The sequence below is a fragment of the Parabacteroides sp. AF39-10AC genome (assembly GCF_003635405.1).
Lineage (GTDB): Bacteria > Bacteroidota > Bacteroidia > Bacteroidales > Tannerellaceae > Parabacteroides > Parabacteroides distasonis.
The window spans coordinates 246,553-264,936 of the sequence record NZ_QTLP01000003.1 but is presented as its reverse complement, the minus strand read 5'-3'; the positions used below and the strand labels follow the sequence as shown (position 1 = coordinate 264,936).

Genomic DNA, 18,384 nt, shown 5'->3' with positions numbered 1-18,384 from the left:
TACTATTTTTTGTTCATACAGTCCACAAAAATAGAAAAGATTTATGATTAATTGCTGAAATTCAAAATAAAAAGAATCTATTACGCCTAAAATCTATAACTCGATCATCACTCCGATACTTGGGAGAAGCGTTCCTGTAAGACGTTCTATCGGTCTTAATTCGTACCGTTGTTCATATATGGGAGCTTCCGGGTTGATAATTTTACCCGTTTTGATATATACGTCTTGCTCTTTGTATTTGGAATTCAATATGTTTTGGATGTCGATATAGGCTCCAAGCATGATCTTTTTGAAGTAAAATGTTTTATCGATACGGATATCTAACTGCGTGAATGGCTTGAGCCGTTCGCTGTTAAACCGGCTGTAATCATAGTATAGCCCGTTATTAGCGTCCCAAGCTTCTACATAACTACTCTTTTCTACATCGTAAGGCGTATAGGGAGCGCCTCCTACTACCCGGAACTTGGCGCCTACGTCCCAGTTCTTGGGTAAAGAATAAGTCCCGCTAAACGTGAACAGATGCTTATTGTCCCAAGCCGAGGGAAGATAAGTGTCCATATTTCTCCCATCCTTGAATTCGCTTCTTACCAAAGTGTAGGATGCGATGAAAGTAAGCCCTTTATAATTATACCAACGTCCCATGATCTCAAGCCCATAAGCTCGCCCTGTAGCGGTAGACGATACGGCCTCATTTCCCAAGACACCATAGTCTGTACCTTTCGACGCGAGTGGGATACTGTCGAGTATGGACATCGGATAACGATCATAATGTTTATAGAATCCTTCGGCCGTGAATTTCAAGTATGAGGTAGGACGGTATTCCAAGCCTAATCCGGCTTGGTCGCTTCGGATATAGCTTAAATGATTTGTCCGGTTTACATAATTACCTTCATTATCCTTGAATCCCAATGTCGTATAAGGAGGAAGCTCGTAGTAGCGTCCGATATTCGCGTTTATATAAAGCGGATCGGACAAGCGGTAGGATAAGGATAGGCGAGGAGATAACTGATCTAACAAATTATTCATATCCGAGGAATAATTGTTTGCGTCCGCACGAACACCTAAAGAGGCGGTAAACCGCTCGTTATAACTCTCATAAATAGCCGTGGCATAGATACCCCACTTCCATATGCCAAGGTCTGTTTGATATACGATGGTACGGGGGATAGAGGTAAATTGCTTTTGATAGGTGTCATTCGTGTATTGGGCGTATTCGATGTTTCCTCCGACATTCAATTGAATGAATGGTAAGCGGAACGTGTTTTCCGTTCGGAACTTATTCTCGATCTCATCCGAACGGTAATTTAAGGAGAGATTCTCTTCCTTGCTTTCGTCATTGTCTTTGTATTTAATATTCTTATTGTTGGTCTGGCTACGGCTGATAATGACCGAGTAGAGATTTTTACCGGCGTAGTGTTTATAAACCGCTCCAAGGGTATACGTTTTTTGTTTTACGACCGGCAAGTAAGAGAGGATATATTGGTTTTTCTCGCTCATGTCTTTCATTCCTGTATTCAGCTTCATATCATCGATCGCCCCTAATCCGAGAACTGTAAGCTCATTCTTGGGGTTGAAGGAGTGCTTAATCTTGAATTGGGCATCCGTGAAAGTAGGTAAGAACGGCAAGCCGATCATATCGAAAAGGAATTGAAGGTAAGAGCGACGAACAGACACTTGGTAAGTGGTCTTTTTTCCTAGCGGTCCATTAGCGGACACACCGATATCTGAGGCTCCTAGGACTCCTCGCAATGAGAATTTCTCCTTATTCCCATCTTGTAGTTTAAAATCCAATACCGAACTTAAAGTGTTCCCTTTGGATGCGGGGAATGCGGCCGAATAAAAGTTGACCTCCCGGATAAAATCGGGATTGATAATACCGACCGGACCTCCGGAGGCTCCTTGGGTAGAGAAATGGTTGATATTCGGTATCTCTACGCCATCCAAAAAGAAACGGTTTTCCGAGGGACCTCCTCCTCTTACCATCAAGTCGTTACGAAACGCTGCCGTAGACGCTACTCCCGGAAAGGTTTGTACTACCCGGGAGATATCCCGGTTTCCTCCCGCGCTTTTCTCTATCTCCTTGAAACCGATTACACGAAGTCCTAGCGGACTTTCGGCGGTTTTACGGAACGGAGAGGCTACTACGCTAACCTCTTGCAGATTCTGGCTGGCTTCCTCTAGCTCGATCGGGAAGAATATATCTTTATTCGCTAGTCTGAATTCGGCGGTAACGAATGGCTTATATCCCAGAAAGGAGGATTGGAGACGATAGCTTCCGGGTGATATGCCGGATATCTCGAATAATCCGGTGGAATCGGTGACCGCCCCTTGCGTCGTGTTCCATACCACTACGTTAGCGAAAGGTATCGGCTGTCCGCTCGATGCGTCTTTTACAACTCCCTTGATAGAGAAGGAGCGCTGTTGACCGATAGCGGCTTGTATGGTACATAATAAGAATAGTAAGAAGTAAAGATGGCGTCTATCCATATCTTATATCATATTTATAGCGGTAAAGATAAGTATTATTCTGATTCGTATGTATTATCTTTGCATACATATGGAGAAAGAATTACAGATAACGGCGGATGGAAGCCATACGCTATATATTCCGGCGATGGATGAACATTATCATTCCGTGAACGGGGCCCTGCAGGAATCAAGACATATATTTATAGAGGCGGGATTGCATGCGCTTGAAAAAGACTTTATCCGAATCGTGGAGATTGGCTTCGGTACAGGGCTGAACGCCTTCTTGACATTGAAGGATGTCGAGCTATCTCAAGCACATCATATTGATTATCATACAGTGGAGTTATACCCGCTTCCTTTAGATACGATTCGTGCCTTGAATTATGGGGAGCTGATCTGGCCGGAGAGAAAAGAGTTATTCTTAGCCTTGCATGAGGCGGAGTGGAATACTCCCGTTTCAATCTCAGAGCGCTTTACACTTCATAAAATAGAAGGAAATAGTAACGCCTGTGAACTACCGGATGATATCGATTTGATCTATTTCGACGCATTTGCGCCCGAGAAACAACCGGAGATGTGGAATCAGGAAATCTATAATCGTTTGTATGCTCATACCGCACCGGGCGGAGTGATCGTAACCTATTGCGCAAAAGGAGAGGTACGCAGAGGTATGCAAGCGGCTGGTTTTGAGATGAGCCGTCTTCCCGGTCCTCCGGGCAAGCGACATATACTTAGGGGTAAAAATTGAGAATTGAAAGTTACAGAGCGTATTCCTCGGTATTTTCAATTCTCAATTCTCAACTTTCAATTATTTAAGCATTGCCTCGATCTTTTCTACGAACTTATCCTTAGCCGTAGCGCCTACTACTTTATCAACCATCTTACCGTCTTTGAAGAAAAGAACGGTAGGGATGTTGCGGATACCGAATTGTCCGACTACATCGTCATTCTCGTCAACGTTCATTTTACCGATCGTCACACGACCTTCGTATTCGGTTGCCAACTCATCAATGATAGGAGATACCATGCGGCAAGGGCCACACCACTCTGCCCAAAAGTCAAGAACCATGGGCTTTCCGGAGTTAACCAACTCCTCGAAATTAGCGTCTGTAATTTGTAGTGCCATTTTGAATTACGTATTATTTAATTATGAATTATAATCTAATGATTGTTATGACGCCAAAAGTACAAATTCTTTCAGCGTCGTACAACTTTAACCATTAATTTTAAAATCGATATTCTCGTTCTCCTGTAAAAAGTCTACCAGCTCACGGGTCACGTTTAAGCGGATATTTTGGGAGAAGAGATTTAGGGAAATATTATGTTCCCCATCGACAACCTTAAAATATAACAGGCTATGGCCCGGATTGTTCTTGATCAATACCGAAAGCTCATTGATTGTCGGCTCGTCCAAATCATGGATCGGGACCGTGATACTGATTTTCTCGATCAGCTTGTCTTTCTCGTCTTGCAAAAGGTTGACGGTACCAATCTTGAAGTCCAGTTTATTGGGGTCCCAGCGGCTAGGCTCTACACGGGCTGTGATCAAGAGATACATCCCTATTTTACCATACTTGCTGTATTCGATATAATCCTGTCCGAAAAGCGGGATCTCGCCACTACCCGTGAAATCCTCGATCTTCAAGATACCGTAAGGCTTTCCGTTCTTGGTCATTCCTTCCCGGAAACCGGTGACGATACCACCTAATAAAACTTCCCGGCCTTGTAAGGTTTCCCGCTCGTTAAGTTCTACCATGCCGGTATTACATACATACTTTAATATGATACGGTATTCATCCAACGGGTGGGCGGATAGGTAAATACCGACCAACTCCTTCTCTTTATTCAGGCGTTCGAGATCGCTCCAACGCTCGCATTGCGGGATCTCCGGTTTAGCGATGGCGATCAAGGCGTCTCCACCGAATAAAGAGTTGACTGCCGTGCTCTTATCCATCTGGTATTTGTTACCATAGCGAACCAAGGTATCCAAGAACAATTCTCCTTTTCCACTGTCGGTGAAGAACTGCTCACGCTGGATACCGAAGTTATCGAACGCTCCGGCCAAAGCCATGGACTCTATGTTTTTCTTATTGCAAGCGGTCAAGTTCACCCGTTCTACGAAATCGAAGATACTCTTGTACGGGCCGTTCTTCTTGCGTTCCTCTATGATATTTTGTACGGCTGACTCACCTACGCCTTTCACGGCACCTAGCCCGAAGCGGATGTTCTTGTTCTTATCTACGCTGAACTTCAAGATAGACTCGTTCACGTCCGGTCCCAATACTTGAATACCCATCGCTTTACATTCATCCATGAACTTCGTGATATCCGTGATATTGGATAAGCTTCGGCTCAAGACGGCGGCCATATACTCGGACGGGAAGTTCGCTTTCAAGTAAGCGGTCTGATAAGCCACCCATGAGTAACAAGTAGCGTGACTCTTATTGAATGCGTATGAGGCGAACTTCTCCCAGTCGGACCAGATCTTATTTAAAGTTTCCTCTTTATAGCCGTTGGCTTGACCACCAGCCATAAATTTAGACTTCAAGTGGTTCATCTTCTCGATCAACTTCTTACCCATCGCCTTACGTAAGGCATCACTCTCACCACGCGTGAAGTTAGCGAGCAAACGGGATAGAAGCATGACCTGCTCCTGATAGACCGTAATACCGTACGTATCTTTTAGGTAGCGTTCCATGACGGGAATATCGTACTTGATCTCCTCCTTACCCTGTTTACGGGCGATAAAAGAAGGGATGTAATCCATTGGGCCCGGGCGATACAGGGCGTTCATGGCGATCAAGTCCTCGAATTTAGAAGGTTGCAACTCCTTCAAATACTTTTGCATACCGGCGGACTCGAACTGGAATGTACCGGTTGTCTTTCCGTCGCAATACAATTTATAAGTCTTGGGGTCCTCCAGACTGATATGATCGATATCCAGATCATGTCCGGTAGTCAGTTTCACGTTCTCGATTGCTTCCTTGATGATGGACAAGGTCTTCAAGCCCAAGAAGTCCATCTTGATCAATCCGGTTTCCTCGATCACGGAACCCTCGTATTGGGTAACCAGCATCTCCTCGCCGGTATCCTTGTCTTTCGCCGTACTGACAGGTACGACATCCGATATATCATAACGTCCGATAATGACACCGCAGGCGTGTACACCCGTGTTACGGACGTTGCCTTCCAGCATCTGGGCGTATTTCAAGGTATCCCGTGCCAGCGGATCATTTCCGTTAGCCGCCTCTTTTAGTTCCGGCACATACTTGATGGCGTCACCCAATTTGAACTTCTTCATGTCGGGGATCTTATCCGGAACCAATTTGGCTAACCGGTTCGATTCGGATAACGGTAATTTCTGTACCCGGGCGACATCCTTGATAGCGGACTTGGTAGCCATTGTACCATAAGTAATGATATGAGCCACACGCTCGGCACCGTATTTCTCCGTTACCCAGCGTAAGACCTCGCCACGGCCATCATCATCGAAGTCGGTATCGATATCGGGGAGGGAGATACGGTCCGGATTCAAGAAACGCTCGAACAGGAGGTCATATTTGATCGGGTCGATCTTGGTGATCCCTAAGCAATAAGCTACGGCAGATCCGGCGGCCGAACCACGTCCCGGTCCTACGGATACACCGAGTTCCTCACGAGCGGCACGGATGAAATCTTGTACGATCAAGAAGTAGCCGGGGAAACCCATGGTCTTCATGATATGTAACTCGAAGTTCAGACGCTCCTTTACTTCATCGTTCAAGGGGTCTCCGTAAAGCTCCTTGGCTCCGTCGTATGTCAATTTCGCCAAATAGTCGGCTTCCAGCTTGATGCGGTATAGTTTGTCGTATCCACCTAATTTCTTGATTTTGGAGTGCGCCTCTTCCTCGCTTAATACGACATTACCGTTCTCGTCTCGGGTGAATTCCTCAAATAAATCATGCTCTGTCAATTTCTGACGGTAGGACTCCTCGGTGCCGAACTCCTCGGGAATGGCGAAAGTCGGCATGATAGGACCGCTGTCGATGGAGTAGAATTCTATTTTGTCGGCTATCTCGAGGGTATTACTCAAAGCTTCGGGGATATCGGCGAAGATGGTGTTCATCTCGGCGGTTGTCTTCATCCATTCTTGCTTGGAGTAGCGCATACGCTTGGGGTCGTCCAAGTCTTTGCCGGTACTAAGGCAGATCAGGCGGTCGTGGGCCTCAGCGTCGTCGGCATTGACGAAATGGACGTCGTTGGTGGCGATTAGCTTGATATTATGTTTGTGAGCAAGTTCGATCAGTACCTTGTTCACCTCTTGTTGATGCGGGAAAATCGTGCAATCGGCGTTGGGGTCGTGTGTCTCGTGCCGTTGCATCTCAAGGTAATAATCTTCTCCGAATAAGTTTTTGAACCATTTGATAGACTCCTCGGCCTTATCGATTCGTCCGTGCATGATATGCTGCGGGATCTCTCCACCTAAACAGGCGGAGCAGATGATCAGATCCTCGTGGTATTTCTCCAACAACTCTTTGTCGATACGCGGACGTCCGTAGAATCCTTCCGTCCATGAGAGGGATACCATCTTGATCAGGTTCTTGTATCCGTTCTTATTTTTGGCCAGAACGATCAAGTGCCAGCCGCTACGGTCGTCTTGCGAGGCCAGCTTGCTATGCCTTCCGTTGCGAGCGCAATAACATTCGCACCCGATGATCGGCTTGAAGATGGAAGCTTTCGCTTCGGCGATTTGTTTTTGTAGTTCCGTTATCCTTTGTTGTTCCTCATCGGTTGGAGCATCCTTGGCCAGCAGCGGTTTTAGTTCTTTCTCGGAGTCCTTGATGATCCCGAGAGGTTTACTGTTCTTTTTGCTAACCTTATTGAAAAACTCCTTGATACCGAACATAACGCCATGGTCTGTTACGGCGATCGCACGCATTCCGTCTTTGTACGCTTTGTCGATCAATGCGTCGATGGATGCCTGTCCGTCCAGCAAGGAATACTGGGTATGTACGTGTAAATGAATAAACGGTTCCATATATATTAATGTATAGTCTGGTGCATATTGAAATGAGTGCATAAAGGTAGGAAATATTTTTTAGTACGAGAGAGGTTGTTTTGCTTTTAAAAAAACACGTACGTCTTTTTTCGGAAACACGTACGTGTTTTCTGAAGGATATAATGAGGTTATAATATGTGTGATTCTATAGAATCTATATGTTATATAAACAGATGTTGTATTGATATTTTGCTTGATATAAGCCGTATATCGTGACAGGAGGTTTTCGTGAGGTGCTCGAACTAGCGGATGGAAGATAGTTATGAATGGCGTTTTTCTGTGTGAAAAGCCGTTTTATACTGTACTTATGCTTGGAAAAAGCGAATCTCAGGGAGTTCTGTTTACAAAATGTCATTTTGCTAGAACAAAGGAAACTAATATTCCGATCTATCGCAAAAGGTGATCTTACTTTTGTTGATTATTGGATGGTGTATTTACTAATGTACGCATGTACATTAAATAATAAAAGAGAAAAATGATTGATTTAAACGATCGTTTTAATTAGTCATTTGCAAAGGTACGCGTTTCTTTGACTTCTGCAACCCTTCCGGGCTATTTTTTTCATCCCTTATTCGCTTTCTTATCAATAGGATAGCCTATCCTTTACGAAACAACCGATTCCGTAAACGAACCTCCCGTTTTCCTTCTTTAAAAACGCAAGATCTAAACGATGGTTTAGACTAGTCGTTTTCTAACGGTAGTCTGCTATCAGAAAATAGCTAAGTGCTTAATTAACACTATTATTAATATTAAATTCTAAATTATGAACAGAAAGATTTCTACATTGTTAACGGCGGGTCTGCTTGTGGCGGGGTCGCTGTGCGGTAGTGCCTTCGCTCAGACGCCGACGGTTTCCATTAAAGATTTGACCGGAATCGGATCTACAGTAACGAATGAACTGAAAAACGGGGCTCGATATGTGATGGTAGATGCCTCTTCATCGCTAGCCTATGGTCATGAAATAAGCACTACTACCGGTAAGATTGTTGAGGTAGGGGAGGCTATAAACACTCCGATTTTTTACGATGACAGCGATAGCAAAGACGGCGTAAAGAAGTACATTTGGACGGTCAGCGTGACAGAGGCTCCGAGAGGTTTCTTCTCTTATACCCTCACCAATGCGGAGACTGGAAAGGCGTTGAGATACAACAGCGCATATAATGCGATAGAGACAGACCCGGCAGCGAAAGCCGAGGATACCTTTAAGGATTTCGTGTTTGAGAATACAGGTGCTGTCACTTCTACTCCCACTGGTGCGAAGTATTCTGTCTCTAATAAGTACATGGTTGCCTATAAAGCGGGTGCGACTGTTTGGAACGGTCTGTCATGGTCTGGCAGCCCATTGGTCTCTACTACTACGATCTCTGCTCCTGTGTTCTATGAGGTTAAATCCGAGGAACTTGAGGATGTTACCGAGTTGAACGCATTATATAACACTTCTGGATTCTCATTCGCTTCCAAGCCTTATGATACGGATCAAACCGAGGAGCCGATCGGCAACTTGTTCAATACGAAGAAGGTGGTAGCTCGCTATGTATCTACCGCTATTGAAGTTGACGCTACTCAGTATCCTTCTTATTCGGGTAATACTAGTGATTTGAGGATCGAGCCGGGTATGTATTTCTTCACAGAGAACGCTCCGAAAGATGATGCTGATTATAAAGAATGGATGAACGCTACGATCTTGGTCGTAAGCTCAACGGAGACCGTTGAGGCTACAAATGCGGGACGTGCCTCTGGTGATGGTTTCGCTTTGGCAGAGGTGAAAGTCAGCGACTTGAACTTCTATCAAGGTTCGGATAATGCTTGGATGACAGCAGGTAACGATATCTCTATCAATAACGCTAACTTCCGTGTGCAAAAGAGCTATGTGGACGCTTATCCGTATGAGTTGAACGTTGATGATTTCCGTTATCGTGAGCAAGCTAGCAAGGCTAAGCACGTTACTAAGCCTGTTAAGTTACATGTGTTGAAACATAGTGACAAGTACTATCTGACCACTACACATGCTACAGATGACCAGTTCATCTTCAAGTTGGCTGCCGCCGGTATGAAGAAAGGTATCGAGTTGTTGAACACGGAGGCTAAGGTCGCCGCTTACACGATCCGTATCTTAGACGGTAAGGAATTTGGGTCATCTACCGATAACATCGACAAGAAAGACATCAAGAGCGTATACGGCAAGTACTTGACGAACGCCGTTAAAGCTTCTCAATTCGAGTTGGTAGCTAAGGCTAAGGTTCTTTCTCAATTGGAGACTCCGGCTTATCAATGGGCTATCTCCAGCGTAGACAATGAGTATGAGGTGACATTCACGAACCGTGAGACCGGCGAGTATTTCACAGCAAGCTTGTTCCCGAAGGCTGATCTGGGCGAGAACGTTTACGAATTGTCCACAAAGAGCGAAAAGGTTACCGCTATCTATGTAGACGCGAACACATACAATGAGACAGAGGGTGAAGTCGCTGAAATGCAACAACTGATCGTCGAGTTGACTCCGGCTGAGGTTGATCCGTACGCAGGTTTCTTGAACCTAGACGATGAGACTTTGGTGACGATGGCTTTCGCTCGCGATAACAACGAGACTTCCAATAAGTGGTATGTGGCAGCTAAGAAACAAGCAAGCCCATTGACTGGATATGAATTGAACAAGAACGGTAAGTTCGCTAACGAGGTATCCGATGCCGCTCAATGGCAATTGGTGAAAGATGATAAAAAATGTACGATCATCGAGCGCAGTTTCGTTTACAATAAGGATGGCCGCGTGACGGTACAGGCTAGAGCAGATAAGGGCTACGCTTATGTTTATCAGTTGCAGTATATCAATGATGGTATCGAGACTGATAAATATTTCCCGCAAGGAACTAGTCCTGTAACTAATGTAACAGAACAGGAAGTGTTAGTTAATGAAGGTCAAGCTAAGTTCGTGATCAAGCTAGCCGCCGATGGTTCTGTTTACTTGATTCCGGTGGGTGACACAAACAGTTCTATCGCTTCAATTTTGAATGAGAATACGAAGTCTGTTGTAGACGCTACTTATAAGGCTTCTATCGACGAATGTCAATATACTACTCCGTCTTCAGTTTACGCATGGCCGTCAACTTCTACACAACAAGATTGGTTATTGAACACCTACTTGATCGTAGAAGCACCGGAGATCAGCTACCCGGCAGAGGAAGGTCATATCTCCTTGGTAAGCGATAAGGGTAACTATATCTCCATGAACGAGAATCGCGATGGTATCGTGGTAAACGAGAATCAATACTCATTCTACTTGCAAGTAACCGATGAGGACGCTGTTGTTCCTTCTTTCTATATCTCTAACAAGGGTACGGTTGAGAATGGTGACAGATTGTTCTTGTTCAACCCGGCAGACTCTGTAAACTATTATGTCGCAGATGGTACATACGACAGAAAGTATGAGTGGATCAAGGGTGAGACAAAGGCGATCTTCAAGCCGGCCACTCTTTGGGAGACTAAGGATACTTTGACTACGGTCGTTAAGGGTAACAAGGTTTCCGTGGCTGAAGAGGCTGATGATGAGGGCGTATTAGGTGGCTTGGATTACTTCAAGGTTCAGATCATCCAGTGCGAGGACAATGAGAACGAATATCGTATCCGTTCTGTAGCCAAGAAGGGTTCTTATCTGTATAGCTTCAACGACCAGTTGTCTTGGAGCGGTAGCAAGGAGAAAGCAATGCGCTTCACTATCACTACAGGCGATCCTACAGCTAACGAGTCTATCGCAGACGCAGCAGAAGGCGTTAAGGTAATCGCTGGCAACGGTACTGTTGAGATCCAAGGCGCTGCCGGAAAGAACGTGGTAATCACGAACGTTCTTGGTAAGGTTGTGGCTAGCACGGTTCTTACATCCGATAACGCTACGATCGCCGCTCCTGCGGGCATCATCGTGGTAGCTGTCGATGGTGAGGAAGCTGTTAAGGCAGTCGTTAAATAAGAATAATGACGATAAAACATAAATCGAAAATCATTCCTGCGGGAGTTGTAGTGATTCAAGTACCCCGTGAGGGCGAACAGGCGGGAATGGATTAATATTAATACTAAAGTAATAAATTAAAGTTCATCTGCCGTTACCTCCGTGAGGAGCGAGGGCGGAAAAGGAATAAGCTCCGGCCGGTTCGTCCAGTCGGGGCTTTATTGGTTTGGAGATTCCGGTTTTACTCAGTAGGGGAATCAGCTTCAAGACAGTTCTGTTGAAGATGTATCGTGTTGTGGCAATAAGATGTATCATGTTGCAAGGATAAGATGTATCATCTTATGGGGATAAGATGTATCATGTTGTGCCATTCGTTAAAGCTTAAATGGCAAAGCTGCGCTTTTTATACCGCTTTCTTATAGGTTTCAGTAGGATAAATGTAGATGTTATTGAAAAATGTATATCTTTGCTTACTATTAGAAGGAAAAGCAAATGAGGAAGTTTATGAGAAAGATCGGATTGTTGTTGATTGCCGTGATGATGATTTTACCGGCGATGGCTCAGGTTTCTTTCGGCGTACGTGCCGGAGGCGCTTATTCTTCGTTGATCCAGAAAGTGGAGGATACGTATGAGGCGGGAGCCCGCTTCGGTTTCAGCATAGCGGGTTTGGCGGATATTCCTTTGAGTAAGAATAAAAAATGGTCGCTTCGTCCTGAGGTGGCGTTCGTAAACCAAGGTGGCGCTTATTATTCGAATCAGGATATACATGGGATGGCGCTTCATAATAAATGTTGGTATTACTCTTTGCAGATACCCGTGAATGTGGCTTATACGTTTACCTTCACGGACGTTCATCTGTCCGTATTCGCCGGTCCTACCTTTGATTGGTCCTTGTTTGGCAAGATGAAGAGCCGGGAGACCAATCCGGATCTCCATTTCGGCGTGTCCGATGAGAAGGACTTGAAACCTTGCGACTTTGGCATGAATGTCGGCCTATCGGTAGAATATAGTAACTTTTTCTTTTCCGTAAGTTCCCTATGCGGCATGATAGACCGCCGTGCCTTGAAGCGTGACGGCGAGACTTCCGTTTATCAAAATAACGTGACATTCTCTTTGGGGTATTACTTCCGTAAGTGATGAGTATCTTCATAATAACTTGAAAAATAATTAGATTTGTTTGGTATTTCGGATAAAACCCGTACCTTTGCAAGCCGATTATTATCAAATTGTACTAAGAGTTTAGTTCTTAGCACGTTGTTGCATCATGTGTCCGTTGTGACAATGTTGGTAAGGCTAGTTTTTTGAGTTATTAATTAATTTAATTTTTAAGCAGTGGATACTTTAAGTTTTAAGACCATTTCTGCAAACAAGGCAACTGTAAACAAAGAGTGGGTCATTGTTGATGCTGAAGGCCAGACGTTAGGTCGCCTTTGCGCTAAAGTAGCGAAGCTTTTGCGCGGTAAGTACAAACCCAATTTCACTCCGCACGTTGACTGTGGTGATAATGTAATCATCATCAATGCAGACAAAGTCGTTCTGACTGGTAACAAGTGGAACGATCGTATTTATTTGAGATATACCGGATATCCCGGTGGACAGATCGAGTATACTCCGGCTGATCTTTTGAAGAAAGGTGGCGACCGTCTGTTCCGTAAAGTAGTAAAAGGTATGTTGCCTAAGAACCGTCTGGGTGCAAAGTTGTTGAACAACATGTACGTTTATGAGGGAACTGAGCACAAGCACGAGGCTCAACAACCTAAGTTAATCGATATAAACTCATATAAATAATCACGATGGAAGTAGTAAATGCAATAGGAAGACGTAAAGCGGCAGTCGCTCGCGTATTCGTTAGCGAAGGTACGGGAAAGATCACGATCAACAAACGTGAGCTGGAAAAATACTTTCCTTCTTCAATCCTTCAGTTTATCGTAAAGCAGCCGTTAGCAAAGTTGAACGTCGCTGAGCAATATGATATTAAGATCAACCTTGACGGTGGTGGTTTCAAAGGTCAGTCTGAGGCTGCCCGTTTGGCTATCTCTCGTGCGTTGATAAAGATTAATCCGGAAGATAAGGCTGTCTTGAGAGCGGAAGGATTCGTAACTCGCGATCCTCGTGCTGTTGAGCGTAAGAAACCGGGTCGTCCGAAAGCTCGTAAGAGATTCCAGTTCAGTAAACGTTAATGTTATTTGTGAGTCCCTTACAAGTAAAGCGAAGCGTTTAGTATCTAAATTATCGGGATTCTTTTTACATGTGGACATGCGGAAAGACTACCTGATGGTTGAAATTAAACAAAGAAAGTAAACGATTTAAGAAAAAAACAATGTCAAGAGTAAATTTTGATCAATTATTAGAGGCTGGTGTACACTTCGGACACTTAAAAAGAAAGTGGAATCCCGCTATGGCTCCTTATATCTTCATGGAGCGCAATGGTATTCATATCATTGACCTTTATAAAACAGTTGCTAAAGTAGACGAAGCCGCTGAAGTTATGAAGAACTTGGCTAAACAAGGCAAGAAAGTTCTTTTCGTGGCTACCAAAAAACAAGCTAAACAAGTTGTCGCTGATAAGGCTGCTTCCGTAGGTATGCCTTACGTTATCGAGCGCTGGCCGGGTGGTATGTTGACCAACTTCCCGACGATCCGTAAAGCTATCAAGAAGATGGCTACTATCGATAAGATGACAAAAGATGGTACATTTGATAATCTTTCTAAGAGAGAAAAACTTCAAATCACTCGCCAACGCGCTAAGTTGGAGAAGACTTTAGGTTCTATCGTAGACCTTACTCGTCTTCCGTCAGCGTTGTTCGTTGTAGACGTGATGAAAGAGCATATCGCTGTTCGCGAGGCTAACCGTTTGGGTATCCCTGTATTCGGTATGGTTGATACGAACTCTAATCCGAACAATATCGACTACGTTATCCCGGCTAACGATGACGCTACAAAGTCTGTAGAGGTTATCTTGGGCGCTATCTGCGAGGCTATGAACGAAGGCTTGCAAGAGCGTAAGGCTGAGAAAATTGACGCAGAGGCTGCTGAGGAAGCTCCGAAAAGAGAGCGTAAGGCAAAAGCTGCTGTTAAGAAAGAACGTACGAAGAAAGAAGACGACGATGCGTTGAACGCTAACGTTGCCGGTAAGTTCGCGAAAGACGAAGAATAATTCGATTGACAATTGACGTTGACAATTGACAATTAGAATACAAATACAATGGGCAGTTGGCTTTTGACAGGATTTGTCAATTGGCAACTGTCCATTGTCAATTTTTGAAAGTATAAACATTTTAAAGATAAAGGAAATAAGATTATGGCTGTAACAATGGCTGATATTACCAAGCTGCGCAAAATGAGTGGAGCTGGTATGATGGACTGTAAGAAGGCTTTGACAGAGTCTGACGGTGACATCGAGAAAGCAATGGAAATTATCCGTAAAAAAGGACAGGCTATCGCCGCTAAACGTTCTGATCGTGAGGCTGCCGAGGGTTGTGTGTTGGCTAAGAAGGATGGCGAGTTCGCCGCTATCATCGCTTTGAAGTGCGAAACGGACTTCGTGGCTAAGAATGAGGACTTCGTAGCTTTGACTCAAGCTATCTTGGACGCTGCCGTGGCTAACAAATGCCGTACTTTGGACGAGGTGAAAGCTTTGCCTATGGGCAAGGGTACTATCCAAGAAGCTGTTACGGATCGTAGCGGTATCACTGGCGAGAAAATGGAGTTGGATGGCTACTGCGTAGTTGAAGGTGCTTACACTACTGTATACAACCATATGGGCAAGAACCAACTTTGTACGATCGCCGCTTTCAACAAGGAGTCTGAGGAAGCCGCTCACAATATTGTTATGCAGATCGCCGCTATGAATCCGATTGCTATTGATGAGGCTGGTGTTCCTGAGTCTGTAAAAGAGAAAGAGATCCAGGTTGCTATCGAGAAGACGAAGGCTGAGCAGGTACAGAAGGCTGTAGAGGCTGCATTGAAGAAGGCTGGTATTAATCCTTCGCATGTAGATAGCGAGGCTCACATGGAAAGTAACATGGATAAGGGTTGGATCACGGCAGAGGATGTAGCTAAGGCTAAAGAAATCATTGCTACTGTTTCCGCTGAGAAGGCGGCTAACTTACCTCAACAGATGATCGAGAATATCGCTAAGGGTCGTCTGGGCAAGTTCTTGAAAGAGGTTTGCTTGTTGAACCAAGAAGACATTATGGATGGCAAGAAGACTGTAAGAGAGACAATGAAGGAGATCGATCCTGAGTTACAAATCTTGGCGTTCAAACGTTTCACTTTGCGTGCTGAATAATTGCGGTAACGTATTTGATATAAAGAAAAAGGCGGTACAACCCAATGTATCGCCTTTTTTATGAAGTATAGCTTACTTGCCCATAGAAGATATACTTACTTGTCCAATGCAGTATATCTTACTTTGCCAAGTAAGTATATCTGTTTAATTTTTTCTTATTTCAATGCGGCCAACGCATCCTTAATACGTTTGATCGCCTCCACGATATTCTCATCGCTGGTAGCGTAACTCATGCGGATACACTCAGGTGCCCCGAAAGAGGTACCACCTACGCAAGCTACGTGCGCTACTTCTAAGAGATACATAGCTAAGTCATCAGCGTTGTTGATTACACGGGTTCCATCTGTCTTGCCGTAATAATAACTACATTTGGGGAATAAGTAGAAGGCGCCTTCCGGCTTATTCACCTCGAAGCCCGGAACTTCTTTCGCTAAATTAACGATTAAGTCACGACGACGTTCGAAGGCCTTGCGCATTTCCTCAACGGGTTCTTGTGAGCCTGTATAAGCCGCTTCCGCCGCTTTTTGAGATACGGAGCAAGGGCCAGAGGTATATTGTCCTTGTAATTTATTAACCGCTTTCACGATCCATTCCGGTCCGGCGATGAAACCGATACGCCAGCCAGTCATCGCATACGCTTTGGAAACGCCGTTTACGATAACCGTACGGTCTTTCATTCCTTTGATAGAAGCGATGCTGTTGTGTTTACCAATATAGTTAATATGTTCGTAGATCTCATCCGCTATAACGATGATATCCGGATGCTTTTTCAATACTTCCGCTAAACCTGCCAATTCCTCGGCGCTGTAAACAGAACCCGTCGGGTTGGAGGGAGAGCAAAGGATTAACGCTTTTGTCTTAGGTGTAATAGCGGCTTCCAGCTGAGCTGGAGTGATCTTGAAATCTTGCTCGATACCAGCCGGAACGATAACGGGAGTTCCTTCCGCTAACTTCACCATCTCCGGATAGCTTACCCAGAAAGGGGCAGGGATGATAACCTCGTCCCCCGGATTTACCAATACCATGACCGTGTTACAAACGGATTGTTTGGCACCGTTTGCGCAAGAGATCTGGCCTGCTGTATATTCCAGTCCATTCTCGTTCTTCAATTTGGCAACGATAGCATTACGTAATGCCGGATAACCCGCTACGGGAGAATAACGTGAGAAATTATCGTCAATCGCCTTCTTCGCGGCTTCTTTAATGAAGTCGGGAGTATTGAAATCGGGTTCTCCCACACTTAAGTTGATAACATCGATACCTTGAGCTTTCAACTCACCGCTCTTTTGTGACATCGCCAATGTTGCTGAAGGCGATAAACTCGCTAAACGATCTGAGACTTGTGTCATGACATTGCTTTTTGTATAGGTTGTTTTATTATTATGCGACAAAAGTAATCAATAATCGGAATTCTTGCAACGTTCTGATAACTATTTAATGTTATGCAGCACATGCCCCATACGTTCTTTCTTCGTTTTCATGTAGAATTCGTTGTATGGATTTGGTTTCACCTCGATAGGAACGTTCTCTACTACCTCAAGTCCGTAAGCTTCCAGACCTACGCGTTTTACCGGATTATTGCTCATCAGGCGCATTTTCGTTACGCCGATATGACGTAAGATCTGTGCTCCGACACCATAATCTCGCTCATCCGCTTGATGGCCTAAATGCAAGTTCGCGTCCACCGTATCCAAACCATCCTCTTGGAGCTTGTATGCTTTCATCTTCTCCATCAATCCGATGCCTCGTCCTTCTTGGTTCAGGTAAACGATAACGCCTTTGCCTTCTTGGTCGATGCGGCGCATAGCCTCGTGCAGTTGCTCTCCGCACTCGCAACGCATGGAACCGAAGATATCACCTGTAGCGCAAGATGAGTGCACGCGTACTAAGATAGGCTCGTCTTTCTCGAATTTACCCTTTATCAAAGCTATATGCTCTAATCCATTGCTTTTCTGGCGGAAAGGAATGAGACGGAAATGTCCGTACTCGGTAGGGAGATCTACCTCTACGCCGTTCTCTACGATCGATTCGGTCCGGAGGCGATAAGCGATCAGGTCCTTGATGCAAATAATCTTGATATCGAATTTCTTGGCTACCTCAATTAATTGCGGCAGACGTGCCATGGTTCCATCCTCGTTGATGATCTCGATCAAGGCTCCGGCGGGATATAAACCGGCTAACCGGGCCAAATCCACGGCAGCCTCTGTATGACCCGCACGGCGAAGTACGCCACGAGAGCGGGCACGGAGCGGATTGATATGTCCGGGACGTCCCAGATCGGATGGCTTGGTCTTTGGATCTGCCAGCGCCAAGATCGTTTCCGCACGGTCGTACATGGAAACGCCGGTCGTACATTTCCCTCCTAATTTATCTACTGTTATCGTGAAAGGAGTACCTAATAAAGAGGTGTTATTGGCAACTTGCATATCCAGCTCCAACTCTTGGCAACGTTCTTCCGTGATCGGGGCGCATAATACACCTCGTCCGTTTTTCAACATGAAGTTGATTTTTTCCGGGGTTACTTTCTCGGCCGCGATGATAAAGTCTCCTTCATTCTCCCGGTCCTCGTCGTCTACAACGATTAAGAACTTTCCTTCACGGAAATCCTCGATAGCTTCTTCGATGGTGTTTAATTGAATCTCGCTCATA

The 18,384-nt window shown here is 44.9% G+C and carries 12 protein-coding genes; 7 read left to right on the top strand and 5 right to left on the bottom strand.

Annotated features, from left to right (window positions below; translation table 11 throughout):
• Nucleotides 1–93 precede the first annotated feature (93 nt).
• Entirely contained in the window at nucleotides 94–2,487 is a 2,394-nt protein-coding gene (locus tag DW033_RS04465) for a TonB-dependent receptor (RefSeq protein WP_057326204.1), read from the bottom strand.
• A gap of 70 nt (nucleotides 2,488–2,557) precedes the next feature.
• On the opposite strand from DW033_RS04465, the gene mnmD reads away from it, so the two are divergent.
• Nucleotides 2,558–3,217 carry a tRNA (5-methylaminomethyl-2-thiouridine)(34)-methyltransferase MnmD gene (gene mnmD / locus DW033_RS04460; protein WP_087880432.1) on the top strand — a complete coding sequence of 220 codons (660 nt, stop codon included), beginning with the start codon at nucleotides 2,558–2,560 and terminating at the stop codon, nucleotides 3,215–3,217.
• 60 nt (nucleotides 3,218–3,277) lie between these two features.
• Here mnmD and trxA read toward each other — a convergent pair whose 3' ends face one another.
• Entirely contained in the window at nucleotides 3,278–3,595 is a 318-nt protein-coding gene (trxA, locus tag DW033_RS04455) for a thioredoxin (RefSeq protein ID WP_005867529.1), read from the bottom strand.
• An 87-nt stretch (nucleotides 3,596–3,682) separates the two neighbouring features.
• On the bottom strand, nucleotides 3,683–7,486 hold the full coding sequence (gene dnaE / locus DW033_RS04450) for a DNA polymerase III subunit alpha (RefSeq protein ID WP_008772806.1): 3,804 nt from the start codon (nucleotides 7,484–7,486) through the stop codon (nucleotides 3,683–3,685).
• A gap of 784 nt (nucleotides 7,487–8,270) precedes the next feature.
• Here dnaE and DW033_RS04445 point away from each other — a divergent pair.
• The 6 genes from DW033_RS04445 to tsf all read left to right on the top strand — a co-directional run bounded on the left by DW033_RS04445 (nucleotide 8,271) and on the right by tsf (nucleotide 15,735).
• The gene (locus DW033_RS04445) at nucleotides 8,271–11,465 is read left to right on the top strand and encodes a DUF6383 domain-containing protein (RefSeq protein WP_122382484.1); all 3,195 of its coding nucleotides are present in this window, start codon (nucleotides 8,271–8,273) and stop codon (nucleotides 11,463–11,465) included.
• Nucleotides 11,466–11,948: 483 nt separating this feature from the next.
• On the top strand, nucleotides 11,949–12,581 hold the full coding sequence (locus DW033_RS04440) for a porin family protein (RefSeq protein ID WP_008777864.1): 633 nt from the start codon (nucleotides 11,949–11,951) through the stop codon (nucleotides 12,579–12,581).
• Nucleotides 12,582–12,776: 195 nt separating this feature from the next.
• Complete coding sequence (gene rplM, locus DW033_RS04435) at nucleotides 12,777–13,232, top strand: 50S ribosomal protein L13 (RefSeq protein WP_005859486.1); 456 nt, start codon at nucleotides 12,777–12,779, stop codon at nucleotides 13,230–13,232.
• 5 nt (nucleotides 13,233–13,237) lie between these two features.
• Nucleotides 13,238–13,624 (top strand): 30S ribosomal protein S9, encoded by a 387-nt coding sequence (rpsI, locus tag DW033_RS04430; protein WP_005859484.1) that lies wholly within the window; start codon nucleotides 13,238–13,240, stop codon nucleotides 13,622–13,624.
• Between the two features lie 140 nt (nucleotides 13,625–13,764).
• A complete protein-coding gene (gene rpsB / locus DW033_RS04425) occupies nucleotides 13,765–14,601 on the top strand; it encodes a 30S ribosomal protein S2 (RefSeq protein ID WP_005859482.1) in 837 nt (278 codons plus the stop codon).
• A gap of 144 nt (nucleotides 14,602–14,745) precedes the next feature.
• Complete coding sequence (gene tsf, locus DW033_RS04420) at nucleotides 14,746–15,735, top strand: translation elongation factor Ts (RefSeq protein WP_005859480.1); 990 nt, start codon at nucleotides 14,746–14,748, stop codon at nucleotides 15,733–15,735.
• Nucleotides 15,736–15,890: 155 nt separating this feature from the next.
• On the opposite strand, the gene DW033_RS04415 is transcribed toward tsf, so the two are convergent.
• Nucleotides 15,891–17,084 (bottom strand): pyridoxal phosphate-dependent aminotransferase, encoded by a 1,194-nt coding sequence (locus DW033_RS04415; RefSeq protein ID WP_121960662.1) that lies wholly within the window; start codon nucleotides 17,082–17,084, stop codon nucleotides 15,891–15,893.
• Nucleotides 17,085–17,165: 81 nt separating this feature from the next.
• Nucleotides 17,166–18,383 carry a bifunctional 3,4-dihydroxy-2-butanone-4-phosphate synthase/GTP cyclohydrolase II gene (locus tag DW033_RS04410; RefSeq protein WP_005859476.1) on the bottom strand — a complete coding sequence of 406 codons (1,218 nt, stop codon included), beginning with the start codon at nucleotides 18,381–18,383 and terminating at the stop codon, nucleotides 17,166–17,168.
• Nucleotide 18,384: the final 1 nt, after the last annotated feature.

Bases quoted from the DNA above. Each gene is read 5' to 3' on its own strand.
- rpsI (WP_005859484.1), top strand. From the start codon at position 13,238: ATGGAAGTAGTAAATGCAATAGGAAGACGTAAAGCGGCAGTCGCTCGC.
- tsf (WP_005859480.1), top strand. From the start codon at position 14,746: ATGGCTGTAACAATGGCTGATATTACCAAGCTGCGCAAAATGAGTGGA.
- rpsB (WP_005859482.1), top strand. From the start codon at position 13,765: ATGTCAAGAGTAAATTTTGATCAATTATTAGAGGCTGGTGTACACTTC.
- mnmD (WP_087880432.1), top strand. From the start codon at position 2,558: ATGGAGAAAGAATTACAGATAACGGCGGATGGAAGCCATACGCTATAT.
- DW033_RS04465 (WP_057326204.1), bottom strand. From the start codon at position 2,487: ATGGATAGACGCCATCTTTACTTCTTACTATTCTTATTATGTACCATA.
- DW033_RS04415 (WP_121960662.1), bottom strand. From the start codon at position 17,084: ATGACACAAGTCTCAGATCGTTTAGCGAGTTTATCGCCTTCAGCAACA.
- DW033_RS04410 (WP_005859476.1), bottom strand. From the start codon at position 18,383: ATGAGCGAGATTCAATTAAACACCATCGAAGAAGCTATCGAGGATTTC.
- trxA (WP_005867529.1), bottom strand. From the start codon at position 3,595: ATGGCACTACAAATTACAGACGCTAATTTCGAGGAGTTGGTTAACTCC.
- dnaE (WP_008772806.1), bottom strand. From the start codon at position 7,486: ATGGAACCGTTTATTCATTTACACGTACATACCCAGTATTCCTTGCTG.
- DW033_RS04440 (WP_008777864.1), top strand. From the start codon at position 11,949: ATGAGAAAGATCGGATTGTTGTTGATTGCCGTGATGATGATTTTACCG.
- DW033_RS04445 (WP_122382484.1), top strand. From the start codon at position 8,271: ATGAACAGAAAGATTTCTACATTGTTAACGGCGGGTCTGCTTGTGGCG.